Source organism: Bifidobacterium tsurumiense (assembly GCF_000741765.1).
GTDB lineage: Bacteria > Actinomycetota > Actinomycetes > Actinomycetales > Bifidobacteriaceae > Bifidobacterium > Bifidobacterium tsurumiense.
The window spans coordinates 153,502-168,615 of record NZ_JGZU01000004.1 but is presented as its reverse complement, the minus strand read 5'-3'; the positions used below and the strand labels follow the sequence as shown (position 1 = coordinate 168,615).

The 15,114-nt window shown below is 53.4% G+C and carries 12 protein-coding genes; 4 read left to right on the top strand and 8 right to left on the bottom strand.

The window, feature by feature from the left end:
* Positions 1-20 precede the first annotated feature (20 nt).
* The 3 genes from BITS_RS02850 to miaB all read right to left on the bottom strand — a co-directional run bounded on the left by BITS_RS02850 (position 21) and on the right by miaB (position 5,319).
* Positions 21-2,759: an FtsK/SpoIIIE family DNA translocase gene (locus BITS_RS02850; protein ID WP_026642562.1), complete on the bottom strand. Its 2,739-nt coding sequence runs from the start codon at positions 2,757-2,759 to the stop codon at positions 21-23.
* Between the two features lie 105 nt (positions 2,760-2,864).
* Positions 2,865-3,863 (bottom strand): tRNA (adenosine(37)-N6)-dimethylallyltransferase MiaA, encoded by a 999-nt coding sequence (miaA, locus tag BITS_RS02845; RefSeq protein WP_026642561.1) that lies wholly within the window; start codon positions 3,861-3,863, stop codon positions 2,865-2,867.
* Positions 3,847-5,319, bottom strand: coding sequence for a tRNA (N6-isopentenyl adenosine(37)-C2)-methylthiotransferase MiaB (gene miaB / locus BITS_RS02840; protein WP_026642560.1), 1,473 nt, complete (start codon positions 5,317-5,319; stop codon positions 3,847-3,849). The genes miaA and miaB overlap by 17 nt, the downstream gene beginning before the upstream one ends.
* 347 nt (positions 5,320-5,666) lie before the next feature.
* Here miaB and BITS_RS02835 point away from each other — a divergent pair, with 347 nt between their 5' ends.
* From BITS_RS02835 to BITS_RS09065, 3 genes are all read left to right on the top strand, one after another.
* Complete coding sequence (locus tag BITS_RS02835) at positions 5,667-6,851, top strand: IS256 family transposase (protein WP_026642425.1); 1,185 nt, start codon at positions 5,667-5,669, stop codon at positions 6,849-6,851.
* A 709-nt stretch (positions 6,852-7,560) separates the two neighbouring features.
* Complete coding sequence (locus BITS_RS02830; protein WP_026642638.1) at positions 7,561-7,911, top strand: hypothetical protein; 351 nt, start codon at positions 7,561-7,563, stop codon at positions 7,909-7,911.
* An 85-nt stretch (positions 7,912-7,996) separates the two neighbouring features.
* Positions 7,997-8,143, top strand: a complete 147-nt coding sequence (locus BITS_RS09065; protein WP_154568862.1) for a hypothetical protein — start codon at positions 7,997-7,999, stop codon at positions 8,141-8,143.
* 163 nt (positions 8,144-8,306) lie between these two features.
* Here the strand turns inward: BITS_RS09065 and BITS_RS02825 are convergent, their stop codons facing one another.
* Complete coding sequence (locus tag BITS_RS02825) at positions 8,307-8,675, bottom strand: hypothetical protein (RefSeq protein ID WP_026642639.1); 369 nt, start codon at positions 8,673-8,675, stop codon at positions 8,307-8,309.
* Between the two features lie 203 nt (positions 8,676-8,878).
* Between BITS_RS02825 and BITS_RS02820 the strand changes: the two genes are divergently transcribed.
* The gene (locus BITS_RS02820; RefSeq protein ID WP_238556530.1) at positions 8,879-9,793 is read left to right on the top strand and encodes an ROK family protein; all 915 of its coding nucleotides are present in this window, start codon (positions 8,879-8,881) and stop codon (positions 9,791-9,793) included.
* A 239-nt stretch (positions 9,794-10,032) separates the two neighbouring features.
* Here BITS_RS02820 and BITS_RS02815 read toward each other — a convergent pair whose 3' ends face one another.
* The 4 genes from BITS_RS02815 to BITS_RS02800 form a co-directional block, all read right to left on the bottom strand.
* Complete coding sequence (locus BITS_RS02815; protein WP_026642641.1) at positions 10,033-10,638, bottom strand: AlbA family DNA-binding domain-containing protein; 606 nt, start codon at positions 10,636-10,638, stop codon at positions 10,033-10,035.
* A 66-nt stretch (positions 10,639-10,704) separates the two neighbouring features.
* Positions 10,705-11,502, bottom strand: a complete 798-nt coding sequence (locus BITS_RS02810) for a TetR/AcrR family transcriptional regulator (RefSeq protein ID WP_026642642.1) — start codon at positions 11,500-11,502, stop codon at positions 10,705-10,707.
* An 82-nt stretch (positions 11,503-11,584) separates the two neighbouring features.
* Positions 11,585-12,406 carry an alpha/beta hydrolase gene (locus tag BITS_RS02805; RefSeq protein ID WP_026642643.1) on the bottom strand — a complete coding sequence of 274 codons (822 nt, stop codon included), beginning with the start codon at positions 12,404-12,406 and terminating at the stop codon, positions 11,585-11,587.
* A gap of 181 nt (positions 12,407-12,587) precedes the next feature.
* The gene (locus BITS_RS02800) at positions 12,588-15,104 is read right to left on the bottom strand and encodes a glycoside hydrolase family 94 protein (protein WP_026642644.1); all 2,517 of its coding nucleotides are present in this window, start codon (positions 15,102-15,104) and stop codon (positions 12,588-12,590) included.
* Positions 15,105-15,114: the final 10 nt, after the last annotated feature.

Below are 15,114 nucleotides of genomic sequence, written 5' to 3'. Positions count from 1 at the left end.
CGTCTTCATATTTAACATGGTCAATCTGCCGTATTTTCTGCCGCTTCCTGCCCTGAGGAAGCATGCAGAGACTTGGTCTCGCCGCGAATGAAAGCCAACACTTGTGGCAAATCCTGAGGCTGCACCAGTACTTCACGAGCCTTGGAACCTTCAGAAGGACCGACGACTCCACGGGATTCCAGCAAATCCATCAGACGGCCGGCCTTGGCAAAGCCGACGCGAAGCTTGCGCTGCAGCATAGAAGTCGACCCGAACTGGGAACCCACAACCAATTCGGCAGCCTGAAGCAAGGCATCCATATCGTTTCCGATATCCTCGTCCGGCTCGACCTCACGTTGCTCTGCCTCCTTGGCCATCTGCTCAATATCTTCGCGGTACTTGGGTTTGCGCTGAGTGCGCACATATTCCACCGCTTTGCGAATTTCCGATTCGTTGACCCACGCGCCCTGAACACGCATCGGCTTGGCCTGTCCCATCGGCAGGAACAGCGCGTCGCCCTGTCCTATCAAGGTTTCAGCACCGACCGTATCGAGAATGACTCGCGAATCCGTTGCAGAAGAAGTCGCGAATGCCAAACGTGAAGGGATATTAGCCTTAATCAAACCGGTCACCACGTCAACCGATGGCCTTTGGGTGGCCAGTACCAAATGGACACCTGCTGCTCGTGCCAGCTGGGTTATGCGTTGAATCGAGCTTTCCACGTCATTCTTCGCAACCATCATCAGATCCGCCATCTCGTCGACGACAACCAGCAGATAGGGATATGGGGCTACCTTGCGTTTGGAACCTTCGGGTGCATGGACTTTGCCGGCTCGGACGGCTTCATTGAAATCATTGACATGCCTGAATCCGAAGAACTGCAGGTCGTCATATCTGGCGTCCATTTCCTTGACCACCCATTCCAATGCCTGTGCGGCTTTCTTGGGATCGGTGATAATCGGAGTCAGCAGATGCGGAATGCCCGCATATGCAGACAATTCCACACGTTTGGGATCGACCATGATCATGCGCACCTGTTCAGGAGTGGCTCGCATGATGATCGAAGTAAGCATGGAATTGACGAAACTGGATTTACCGGAGCCAGTCGCACCGGCAACCAGCAGATGCGGCATCTTGGTCAGATCCGCAGTGACAAAATGCCCCTCCACATCCTTGCCGACGCCGGTAATCATGGGACTTGTGGCCTTGCGTGCTTCTTCGGAACGCAGCACATCTCCCAAATGCACAATTTCCCTATCGACATTAGGTATTTCGATGCCGATTGCCGACTTGCCCGGTATTGGAGAAAGAATACGCACATCCGAACTGGCCACTGCATAGGCGATATTTCGCTGCAGATTGGTGACCTTTTCCACCTTGACACCAGGACCGAGCTCGACTTCATATTGAGTGACCGATGGTCCTCTCAGGAATCCAATGACCTTGGCATCCACATTGAATTGCTGGAATGTGGAGGTCAGTGCACGTATGACATTGTCGTTGGCAGGTGTCCTTGCAGCATGCGGTTGTCCCTTGGCCAACAAGTTCAGATCCGGCAATTGATATGGCTTATCGGCGTCATCGCCATAGCCGCTTGAATCTTCAGAATCTTGGTTATGAGCACCCTCTGAATCATGCCCAGCGCCCTCATCGCCTGCATCGTGCACTCGACCGGCGGCATCGAATTTCGCCCAAGGATCGTCACCGGAGTCCGCAACGGTATCATAACCATTCGCTGCACTAGATGTCGGCAAGGCCGTTGTGGCATGCTGGTCCATTTCGGGCACCGCCATGGTACGTTCCCCATCAGTGCCTGAAATGGGCGGCAACGCACTGGTCTGATCCACGGTTGTCTGATTGACCTCACCATGCTGGCTTGCCGCTTTGACGAATGGATCGTCACCCTCGTATTTATCCAGAGATCTGTCCTCAGATGATGATTTGCCTCGAGAAAACAGTCGCGACAGAAATGCGAATGGCGAAGGCTTGGCTTGGGCGTCACCCTCATCACTGCCGTCATGAGCTGGAACGCCCTGTGCGAAGGCAAGGGTGCCATCCCCTACCGAAACCTCATTGGGGAACTGGTCTTGGCCATCATCCGGAGCATTTCCTCGCACCTCACCGGTGAGCTGGGCAAAACGCTCGGGTATTTCCGAAACATGGGTTCTGGTGATCATCAACAGCGCAAAGGCTGCAACGACAATAAATACGATTATGGCGAATGGACTTGAAAGGCCCCATGCAAGAGGAGAACCCAAGAAATATCCAAAAAGCCCACCGGCACCCTGAACGCGTTCGAAATCAAACCGCCGCATATCGGATAGCATTGCCACATCAATGATCGAACAAATCGACCACATAAGCAGCACCCAACCGCTGACCACACGCGGATTATCGGATCCGACACCCGCATTGCGCATCAATCGAATGGCCACATACACCAGCAATACGGGCAAAACAACACTCATGACGCCAAACAATCCAGCGCCCAATGCGTGCAACAGCAGCCCTAACGCCCCTTGAACGCGGAACCATTCAGAAGCGCAAAACAGCACGGCCAACACGAGTAGCAAGAAACACAGGCCATCGCGCCTGTACATCGGGTCGTACTCCCCCACACCACTCACAGAGCGCACCAATTGACCCAAACCACGTGGGATGGCCAATACGATCTTTTTCCACATAGGCTCTGCTGGTGTGGCGTCATTACTGCTCCGATGTGCAGACCCCGAACCGGAACGACGCGACGAAGTATTTCCTGAAGATGCTGAACGTGCCATAACCCAACCGATTCTACCTAGTGGCGTTCCCATCAACGCTCACGCAATGCTGAATCTCAACCTTTTCACACAAAATGATGAGTCATGACTCACAACCGGCTCAAGCTAGTGGATATCTCCGAGATGATGCTGGACATACTCATCAGCCTTGGCATCAATGGCATCATATTCACCAGCATCTGCCGCATCGATGACACCCATCGCATTGGATACCAGATCAGGATTCAGCGCCTGCAGCCAGTGGATACGTGGATCTCGCCCGAACCACCCCATTTGCTTGCGTGCAAGGCGCTTCGTTTTCTGGGCAATCTCTGCAAACGCCTCATCTTCGTCATGCAAACCGTCCAACATATCGATGATCTGCTGATATCCCAACGCACGCGCAGCCGTTGCACCAAGTTTGCTGCGTATCCGACGCACTTCATCCACGAATCCCTGTTCTCGCATTGCGGCAGTTCGTTTGTCGATGAGCTGATCGAGCTCTTCCCGTGGCAGATCCAACCCGATCTGCACACTGGGAATCACATAACGATATCTCGGCAAACTTGCCGAATATGGTTGGCCGGTAAGTTCAATGACCTCGAGAGCACGGATTGTGCGTCGTGGATTGCGTGGATCCATGCGCGCAGCAGCCACTGGGTCTTTCTCACGCAACTCATCGAATAACGCTCCGGCACCCTCCTGCCGTTCACGCTCTTCCAACCGCGAGCGCACTTCGGGATCCGTCCCGGGAAAACTGATGTCGTCGATTGCCGCCCGGGCATACAAACCTGAACCGCCGACCAAGATGGGGCGAATGCCCTGAGCAAGCAAATCGTGAATGCATGCACGGGCCATGTCCTGGAAGCGAGCCACGCTCATTGTTTCTTCGGGTTCGATGATATCGATGAGGTGGTGAGGCACTTCCTCACGCTCGGCAGGAGTGGCTTTGGCGGTTCCAATATCCATGCCACGATACATCTGATACGCATCGGCATTGATTATGTGTGCCTCCACACCACGTCGCGCGAATTCTTTGGCCACGGCAATACCCAGTCCTGTTTTGCCGGAAGCCGTCGGACCAACGATGGATATGACTTTGCTGTGTTCAACGCCTAATGACATAAGTCTGTCCCATCTTGAGATCGGGATCCGCAATCAGATTATGCTTGCCGGCATGAGTGACCGTAGCAGTGACAAAATCGCCAATCTGCGGCATTTCCTGCCCTTCGGGAACGCCGACATGCACCAATACTCCGGTGCGCTCACGCCCTGTGACACGATGTGTATCCGCGTCTTTGCGACCTTGCGTTCCGGTAATCATGACCTCCACATCACGTCCTTCGAAACGTCGCATTTCTTCATCCGTGATCCTCTCCTGCAATTCAACCAAACGTTCGAATCGGCGCTGAACGACGTCTTTTGGCAACTGCTCCATTGATGCAGCCGGTGTTCCTGGGCGTGGAGAGTATTCAAAGGTGAATGCAGAGGAGAATCGGGCTTCCTCGACCACTCGCATGGTCTGTTCGAAATCCTCTTCTGTTTCGCCGGGGAAACCAACGATGATATCGGTGGATATTTGCGCATCAGGCATGGCTTCGCGCACCTTGTGCAAGATATCCATGAAGCGCGATGAACGGTAGGACCTGCGCATTGCCCTGAGAATTCGGTCCGAACCCGATTGCAAGGGCATATGCAATTGATGCATCACATTGGGTGTCTCGGCCATCGCTTCGATAACGTCATCGGTAAACGCTGCAGGGTGCGGGGATGTGAAGCGCACACGCTCCAGCCCATCGATATTGCCGCATGCTCGCAGCAGCTTGGAGAAGGCATACCGATCCCCCATGGAATATCCATAGGAATTCACATTCTGTCCAAGCAATGTGACTTCTTTGGCACCATCGTCAACACAACGCTTGATTTCAGCGAGGATATCCCCCGGACGCCTGTCCTTCTCCTTGCCGCGCGTGGTTGGCACAATGCAGAAAGTGCATGTGTTATTGCATCCCACCGATATAGAAACCCAAGAAGAAACCTTGGAAGCACGGGCAGTTGGCAATTCACTGGGGAAATATGCCAGATCATCGACCACTTTGACTTGCGAAGTGCCTGCGATACGCGCCTGATCCAGAAGACGGGGAAGCGTGCCGATATTCTTGGTACCAAATACGGCATCAACCCAGGGCGCCTTATTTGCTATGCGCTCGCGGTCAAGCTGTGCCATGCATCCGCCCACGGCTATTTGCATATTGGGACGCTGCCTCTTGAGTTTGGCCCACAAACCTATGGTTCCGTACATACGCTCGGCGGCATTTTCCCGAACCGCACAGGTATTGAGCACAATGAGATCGACATCTTTGTCGATCACCTGATGCTCGCTCGCGGGCACGTACCCCTCTTCTTCCAGCACTCCTGCGATGCGTTCGGAGTCATGCACATTCATCTGGCAACCCAGAGTATGCACATAGAACACGCCCCGCCCACGCGAACTTGGTGCAAGGCTTCCGTCAGGGAGTACTGCAGCGTTTTCGCCGCGTCGTGAGGCACGCTCCGCCTCGGTCATCATCGCTTCATCCATAAGCCACGAGTGTATCGGTGAGCCTTGCCATACTCACCGCGCTGTGTTGTGCGTGGGCTCATATGCTTCTTCGCGCTTTCAATCTTCCAGAAATACATATTTTCAACTCACGGCAGTACTCATGCGACACCGCTCCCTAACCGTCAAAACACTACATGATTGATATTCGGGGATACAATGGAAGGGAGAGTTAAGCCGCATAAACCGTCAATGAAGACGATTTCGCGATAACGTCCGAAATCTTGCGCACTTTGTGATTTGAGTTCCTGAATGTGAACATGGCCCGCGTCGTGTACGATTTTCAGTCGCCAAACATTGAAAACCGCGATTGGAAAGAGGCACGGGCCATGTCCAAGGAAATGATACAGTTCGATGACGTCATGTTCGAGTCCAGACTCGACGCGATGGTGCGCGAGAAGGTCGAGCAGATCGTCAACGCGATGCTCGACGCGGAGGCCGACGAGATAGCCAATGCCGTCAGATACGAGAGAAACGACGCAAGGAAGGCGTACCGGGCGGGCCATTACGAACGCAAGCTGACGGCCAGGGCGGGCAGGCTCGAATTGAAGGTGCCCAAGCTCAAGGGCGCGATCTTCCAGTCCGCTGTGATCGAACGCTACCGGCGCCGCGAGCAGAGCGTCGAGGAATCCCTGATCGACATGTACCTGGCCGGGGTCTCCACCCGCCGCGTGGACGACATCAGCCAATTGCTGTGGGGAGAGCGGATGCCCTCCCAGACCCTGTCCGACAGGCTCAAGCGCGTGTACGCGGGAATCGAGACCTGGCGCAACAGGCCTTTGGAAGCGGAGTACCCGTACGTGTTCATGGACGGCGTATGGCACAAGCGCTCATGGGGAGGCTCGGTGGAAAACGTGAGCGTCCTGGTGGCCATAGGCGTCAACGCCGAGGGCCACCGCGAGGTGATCGGCGTGGCCGAGGGCATGAAGGAGGATGCCGCCAGCTGGCGGCAGTTCGTCAGGGGCATGATCGAACGCGGGTTGAAAGGCGTGCGCCTGGTGGTCGGCGACCGGTGCGCCGGACTCGTCTCCACCGTCAACGAGATGCTCCCGAAGGCGGGATACCAGCGTTGCACGGTGCATTTCATGCGCAACGTGCTCTCCAAGGTGCCGCCCAGCCATCGCAAATGGGCGTCGGCGGCCCTCAAGGCCGTGTTCGCCATGGAAAGCCGGCATGCCGCCCTGGACAAGGCCGAAACCGTCGCGTCCGAGATGGAGTCAAGGAAACTCAGGGCCGCGGCCGGCTGTCTGAGGGAAGGCATCGGCGAGACCACGACCTACCTGCTGGACGGATTCCCCGCCGAGCACCGCAGGAGGATCCGGACGAACAACATGATCGAACGGCTCAACAGGGAAATCAGGCGACGCACCCGGGTCGTAGGCAGCTTTCCCGACTCCAACAGCGCACTCATGCTCATATGCGCGCGCATACGCTACGTCACGGCAAACGATTGGAGCGCCATACGCTACCTTGACATGTCCCGACTCGATGACAACCTCAAGGAAGCGAACTGAACACCGCACCAAAAACGGGCGAAACTAAATTTGCGCAACAAATCGGGCACTACCAGAAGCACAGCAAAAAACCAAGTCTTCGCATTGCAAATGGTGCCAATGAAGCCTGAGCCATACATCACTGCGATTGCAAAGGCGAAAGCGATACATAAAAGGCACCACCACAATGCGATGGTTTTCCATTGGGCGTTATGCATGGTACTCACAGCTGATTACGGCAACTCCAAGCTGCCACGCCGAGTTCTGCAGCAAATCTTGCGGGCTTGGTCCTTGTAATCTTCAACAACCTATTTCCCCGCATTTGGGACCTTCTTCCCGGGATTCCTATTTTTATATTCATTAGATCCCGACCGCGATAATAGTGCGTTTGAAATTGTTCAGGTAATTGCGTTAGGCATTCCTGGCGATTCTGTGGTATCAGGCCAGGATTTAGACGATGTCAGAACCATCGCTATGCCTGATACATAATGTAGACCGGTTGCGAGAAACAAGCTATCTATAGAAGAGTCAGAGGTTGGTCTAGTCCTGTTTTCTCATTTTCGTAGTACTTGGCTGAGTGAATCTCATTTACACAGGTTGTAAATGACAAATAACGTCAATTTGAAATTGTGTTGTTCTTGCCGGTCTAGAACGCGATTTGTTCGATCAAAATTGAGGTGGGATGGAGCCGTCAAGTCGCCGATATGGGGAAGAAGGTAAGGCGCAGACAATGGAAAAGAAGTGGGAACCAATTCCAATCAAGAAATTGATCATAGGGCATATGACATCTGCTGCACTGGAGTGCATCATGTATGTGCCATTGGTTTGGGTCGCTGGATGTTTTGTATTGCATTATCCAATTGCTTCATCGACGCTTGCCGTATCAGCTGTGGCTGGTGCTTTGGCAGGTGGAGCATTAAATGCATTCGTCTCCCAAGCGTTTTGTATGCATGAGAGACGAGACGACTCAACGAACCCGCTTAAACCCATATTGCAGGCCATCGTAATGGCAATGGTGTCGTCATTTGCCGCATTCGTAGTAACTGAGGATTCTGCTACCAGTCTGTTGGTGGGGCTGTGATGGGAATTTCGAATCTGGCATTTGGGCTGTATATGATGCCCAAGCGAGAAGAAGATATTATGACCCGAGAAAAATCGCTGAGAATATGGAGAAGACGAGCAAACTCACTCAAGAAATATTCGGTGACGATATTGCGCGATTCAAGGCACAACAACAAGGCAAAGTTGATGATGTGAATCGAGAACATGGCATTGATCTGATTCATCAGCACAAGAACTCGTCCCATTCCTGATCAAAACAGCAGAGACCCGTCACTTAGTAACTTCTTGAGTGACGACTCTCTTCATCTGAGAAGCTATTGTCTATCGCTGTATTCCGCAGCAATGGACTGGCGTGCCTTCGCCATATCCTTGCTGTTCTGCAAATCGACTTGGTATACAGTGTCATAACCCAAGTCATTCACTTCCTTCTGGGCGACAGCCCACGTCGAATCGAATTCGGCGTGGGCTGCTAGAGAATACTACCTGCCAGCAGGCGTTGACGATAGTGGTTTTGATTTGCCCTCGCGCGGCTGAGACCACGGAATCCTCATCTGGAGTGGTATAAGTCGCGCCGGGGATGATGGCCAGCTTGTTATTGGCTTTCAGATACTCCATGGTTGTGCGCTGGCCGCCCATATGCTCCTGCCAATCCTGATCCAGTGCGGTGGTTCGTTTGTCCAATTCGGAATCCCGCATCTGATAGTTGTAAGGAGCTCCTGTATTCGGGTCGATATCGCGATTGAGCACGGTATTGACATTGAGCTGAGACGCGACGTCCGACATATGCGTCGAAAAGTGCCAGATATGTCAGTGTTTTGCGTACTTTCGCGGTTATCGGCTTGTTGTTTGAAATGCTTATTAAAATGTTAATAAATAGCGCTAAAGAATAGCGATGATGCGGTTTTCGGGGGCACTCCTTGCAAATTCATGTGAGGTGATGCGTACCGATATGCTACACCGTTGCACTTGTTGTTTACGATAGACGAATGGTTAGAAGGTTGGTGCTCGATATGGCTTCTCCAATGCGAATCTTGGCATTCGAGGTGGGTGCCTATTTTGTGCGTTATACGGTGTTTACCGGCGATAAGCCTGGAATCCCGAGCACCATCGCAACACCGACGGATAGTGCGGAGAGTTTCTATGAGGCCATCGCCCAGGTTGTTAAACGTCGATCCAAACCCATTGATGGCATAGCCTTCAGCATCCCGGGCTTCATCGATACCTCAAAACGGCGAACAATTACCGCAGGGTCGTTGGGGATGTTATTCAACCATGACATTGCTCAGGAATTATCGCAATATGTGCCAGGCATCCCGGTTTGGCTCGAGAATGATGCCAATTGCGTAGCCATGGCAGAAAAACTCAATGGCAATGCTCAAAATCTCAATGATTTTGCAGTGATAACCGTTGGAACGGGAATCGGCGGTGCACTGTTCTTGGATGGCCATATACGCCGCGGACGTGATTGGCGTGCTGGAGAACTGGGCATGATGATCACTGATTTTAGCAAAGGCGGGTTACTGCCATTGCATGACTATGCGTCAATAGGCAGCTTGGTTGAACGATATGCAGCGGAATTTGATGTTCCGCTGGCTGATGTGACAGCCGCTTCGCTTTTCCGACGTCTTGATGAACCTGAAGTGCGCAAAATTGTTGAAGATTGGGTTGATTACCTCGCCGTTGGCGTATTCAATACTGTTGCCGTTATTGATCCTGAATGTGTTTTGATCGGCGGGGCGATAAGCCGCGAATCCAATCTTGTTCCGATGTTGAATGCAGCCTTGGAAAAGAACAAGAATTGGAAGGATTTCCGCACGACAATAAAGCGTTGCAGGCATTCAAGCAATGCAGGCCTTTTCGGTGCATATTATGCTTTTATGACCGAAGTGGCTGGCAAATAACGAAAGTCGGCATGGCACATTGTATAACGGTATGCCTCTGACGTTGCTGTTGACATACATTGCGGCCATGCCATCTCTGAGTGAGTGTGAGCTGCCATACGCTCAATTGAGGCAAAGCTTCTGACCGTACGGTAATTTCGCATGGAATGTAGTAGCTTCAAATATCAAGTACCTAGTTGGCTTGGTGCTGGTCGCAGATGGTACGGATGATATTCGATTCCATGGCCGAGACCCTCAATTTATTGGTGTGCAAGCTCATAATACTGTTTTGGATCATGTGTCGAGGAGCCGCGCCACAACATCACGCCCTTGCCAACGAGATCCTGCAAAGTTAGTCCTGCAATATGTTTGCTGCGGCCGATATGGGAAGCCAAAGTCGAACGAGTGACCTTGCCTTCCTTACGTGACAACATAACCGCCATGACTTCGTATTCGGTAAGCGAAGTGCTTTTGTCTGAGACGCGCAAAAAAACCTTGCTGTCACCCTTTCTGCGCACTATGTGCGGCCGTGAAGGATAAACGCTGAGCAGGAGCACAAAATCAATGGCCGATGCCGCATTGTTGACAATAAAACGCTCCGAAGTGACTTGCGGCGCGGGATCGCAATGTTCTTGGGCACAACGCTCGAACTCTTCGGGAGTGCGCGCGCCGGCATAGTGGAAACCTGTAATTTGCCCATCATCTTCGATTCCAATAGCAAGGCGGCCGCCACCTGCATTGGCCATCGCGGTTATGGTTTTTGCGAGATCATGCGGATTGATACGAGCGCTTTTGCGGTCGAAATATTGGCCTTCAGGCGTGAAGCGCAGTGCTTCGACGCCATTGGTCTCGCAGCGGCTGGGCAAAGTGACCTCCCATCATGGGGTCATTACAGCTTCCAAGCATAGCGTAGTGAGCGATACGGCGCTTTTTCAGTCCTCTTCTCGGGCATTCAAAGTGAGAGGCAGGAGGCATGCATCGTTATCTACTTGCTCGGACGGGTCACGCAAACCGCTCCATAGCTCATCGGGGAATAGCTCATCGGAGCAGTGCAACCATTCTTCCAATAGATTGAATGACTTATCTCCCAACCACCGGTACTGCAAACCATCCATTGCTGACATGGCAAGCGTATACAAATGGTAGAAACGCTTTTCATCGTAGGAAGCGGGAAGCGCCCAGTTCATAGAACGCACCATTTCCCAATTGCGTTGGTGGCGGCTCACAAAGAAGGAATGCGCTGGGTGGTCGGGGAGCAAAGCCTCCCCATTGAGCACTGAAAACAGTTGGACCATTTCCGGTCGTTGCAAGTTGTAGAGCAGAATATTCAGGCAGTAACGCGGATAGAAACTCACCCTGTGTCCGTCGACATCAGTGGCGGTTGCGGTTCGGGCGTTGTATTCATCGGCATCAGGAGTGTCGTAGTAATCCGTCAGAGCCATGTTCAGCAGATCATCCTTGGATGAAATGTAGTGATAGAGCGCCGCTTCGGTAATGCCGATCTCATCAGCGATATTTTGTAATGACATGCCCCAATATCCCTTGGTGGCAATGGTTTTTACCGCAGCCTGAACGATTTGCAGACGTCGCTCTTCCTGGCTCATGCGCTTGCGTTTCTCGAAGGTCTTTCCGGATGCGGCATTGCGTGCGGAATTCTCGTCCGTGGTTCGTGAGGCTTTGGGCCAGCTGTCCTGCTCTTCGGTAAAGCGCTGCCATGCGGGGATTGTCATTGGTATTCCTTGTGATGTGGTGAGTGCATGCGTGCGGCGAATATGGTGGTTGGTCACATTCACTGCACACATGCGAAGGAGATTATGCAAATGTCCGTTTGATCCAGTCCTTGGCCAAATTCATCCAGGATTGGACTGTGGGGACGACGTTGTCTTCAGTGCCGCCCCATGCTGTTTCTTGTGTCCCTAAAGACAGGCCGTGGCCGCCTTCCGGGAAGAGATGCGCCTCGACGCTGACGCCTGCCTTCTTGCATGCGCTCACCAGCATCAATGTGTTTTCCACGGGGACGCAATCGTCGGGCATGGTATGCCATACGAAAACCGGCGGCGTCTTGCTGTCGACATGCTCTTCGATGGAGAGCTTATGCAGGGCGTCCTCATTGGAGGCCGCATCTGCGAGCAGGTGGTCGAAACTGCCGCGATGCGCGAGCGGGCCGGAGGTTATGACAGGATATGCCAGCATAAGGCCATTTGGTCGGACTGCATCCGGATCAAAACCGTTGGCTCGGATGTCTTCATCTCCGGCAGAGGTGGCCAGGTTTGCAGCGAGATGGCCGCCTGCTGAGAAACCGCATACAACAATGGCCTCTGGGTCGACATGCCATTCCTCGGCGTTGTCTCGAATAAGGCTCATTGCCACAGCAGCTTCGATCAGAGCCGTGGGATATGTGCTCGGCCACACCGAGTATCTGAGCACGAATGCTTGATATCCTGCCGCAAGGAATTGCAAGGCAATGGGTTCGGCTTCGCGGTCCGAGGTCATTTCATATCCGCCGCCGGGCACCACCAACACAGCAGGGCGACGTCGTTGCAGGTCGATTTCAGAGCTATTGTCGATAATATATCCGACGAATCGGGCTTCGGCGCCATCGATGCCGGTTATATTTCTTTCGATGTATTGCAAGGATTCTCCTTCGCGTCACAAGATGGTTTGGATCGTTGAGTACCAGTGTTCTCTTCAGCCTTGACTTGAATCTGCTGAACTGTGGTTCCGCTCCGATCTGCGTGAAGAATACATACGAAAGGTTTGTATCCCTCGTATGAATCCTTCACGCAGTAGATTGGGGCGGAACCTGCCAAGGCTTTTAGAAGGTGACTTCCACGGCAACCTTGTTGTCATTGTCGCTGCGATCGGCTTCGGACACCATTGCAGATGGAACGACATGTCCTTCCAGGCGCTGGCCGTTGACCGTTAGCGTGCGTTCGCCGGTTCGCTTCATCGCGATGTGATAGGTCGCACCGCGATATTCGCGGGTGACGGTGAGATCGTTGAAGTCTTGCGGCAGATGCGGCTCGACGGACAATCCCTCCAAAGTCGGGTGAACGCCCAGCAAATACTGGCTGACATTGACGAAAGTCCATGCTGCAGTGCCGGTGAGCCAGGAGTTCTTGCCTTCGCCGGGCGTTGCCGATTCGGGGCCGGCAACCATTTGGCAATAGACATACGGTTCGACCCGTCGAATATCGGACTTGTCTTCCACATATGCCGGGCAGTTGCGGCGATATACGGCAAAAGCCTCGTCATCATTGCCGACAAGCGCGTTGGCAATGGAAATCCAAGGGTTGTTATGGCAGAAAATACCGCCGTTTTCCTTATATCCTCGCGGATATGTGGAAATCTCTCCTAATTCGATTTTGTAAGTGGAATAGGCGGGTGCCAGGATTGCGGTGCCCCATTCGCCGGTGAGTTTTTCCTTGACCGAAGAAAGCGCCTGCTGTGCCTTGCCGCTTTCCACGCCGATTCCGGCCATGACGCACATGCCCTGAGGCTCGATGTAGATCTGGCCTTCGTCGTTCTCGTGGGAGCCCACGGGATGAGAGTAGGCGTCGAAGGCTCGGATGAACCATTCGCCATCCCATCCGGCGGATTCGGTGACTTGCTTCATCTCTTCGACAGCAGAGCGAATTGCTGCAACCTCTTCGGAGATCGCCTCGGCGTCCATTCCGGCCTGTGTGCCATAACGCTCCACAATATCGGCATATTGCGAGCCATACAGCACGAACATGCCTGCAATGAAGACGCTTTCCGCGATGCCGGTATCGTTGTTTTCCACCGTTTGGAAGCTTTCGCCGGGAGTGCTGGAGAAACAATTGAGGTTCAGGCAGTCATTCCAGTCTGCTCGGCCGATAAGCGGCAGTCCGTGAGGGCCGCGGTGGTTGAGGATGAAATTGACGCTACGACGCAGGTGCTCAAGCAGTGGCTGCTCGGAACCGTCTTCGTTATTGAACGGCGTCGCCTCGCTTAGGATGCTGGCATCATCTGTTTCTGCAAGGTATGCGTACACAGAAGCCACAAGCCACAGCGGATCGTCATTGAATCCTCCGCCGATATCGGCATTGCCGCGTTTGGTGAGCGGTTGATACTGATGCCATGCCGAACCGTCGTCCAGCTGCGTGGATGCGATGTCGAGGATGCGCTGGCGTGCGCGTTCTGGGATGAGATGCACGAATCCGAGCAGATCCTGGTTGGAATCGCGGAAGCCCATGCCGCGGCCGGTGCCGGATTCGTAATACGATGCCGAGCGTGACATGTTGAAGGTGACCATGCACTGGTACTGATGCCAGATATTCACCATGCGATCAAGGCGTTCATCGCCGGATTCGACGCTGTAGGTATGCAACAAGCCATTCCAGTGCTCAGCTAACTGATCCAAGGCTTGCTGCACCTTCTCGGCGGTGTCGAAGCGGGCATATAGCTCATGCGCAGGTTTCTTATTGATGATGCCTGAATGTGCGTCTGACTCCCACTTCTGATCATCGGGGACTTCGATATAACCCAAGGTGAATACCAAAGTCTTCGATTCCTGTGGTTCTAGTTCGAGACGCACTCGATTGGCTGCGATTGGTGACCAACCGTGGGCGATGGAGTCGGAGAGTTTGCCGGCGGCGATTGCCTGAGGAGTGTCCCATCCGTTGAAACGCCCGAGGAATGCGTCTCGGCTTGTGTCGAATCCGATGGTCGGGGCATTGAGCGAGAAGAAGGCGTAGTGGTTGCGGCGTTCCTTGAACTCGGTTTTGTGATAGAGCACGGTTCGCTCGTCGTCGCGTTCCACCTCGACTTCGCCGGTTGATAGGTTGCGCTGGAAATTGGTGGAGTCGTCCACTGCGTTCCACAGGCACCACTCCACAACGCCGGTGACATCCAGAGTGACCGCCTTATCGGTGGTATTGGTGATCGTAAGACTGTTGATTTCGGCGTTGGCACCGACTGGGACGAACATGGTCAATTCACTACTGATGCCATGTTTTGAGGCTTCAAAAACGGTGTATCCCAGTCCGTGGCGGCAGCGGTATTCGTCCAAAGCCGTTTTGGTGGGCAGGAAAGTGGGGGACCATGTTTCGATCGGGGTTGCCGAATCGCTGGAATCGCTCATCAGGCTGAGATAGTAGGAACGAGAACCTTCGTCTCCGGGCACGTCGTTGTAACGATAGCGAGTGAGACGGCGCAGCTTGGCATCGCGATAGAAAGAGTATCCGCCTCCGGTGTTGGAAACCAGCGAGAAGAAATCCTCACTTCCCAGGTAATTGATCCAGGGCAATGGCGTGGCCGGTGTTTCGATGACGTATTCGCGTGCGGCATCGTCAAAGTGGCCGTACTTCATGGGCATATCC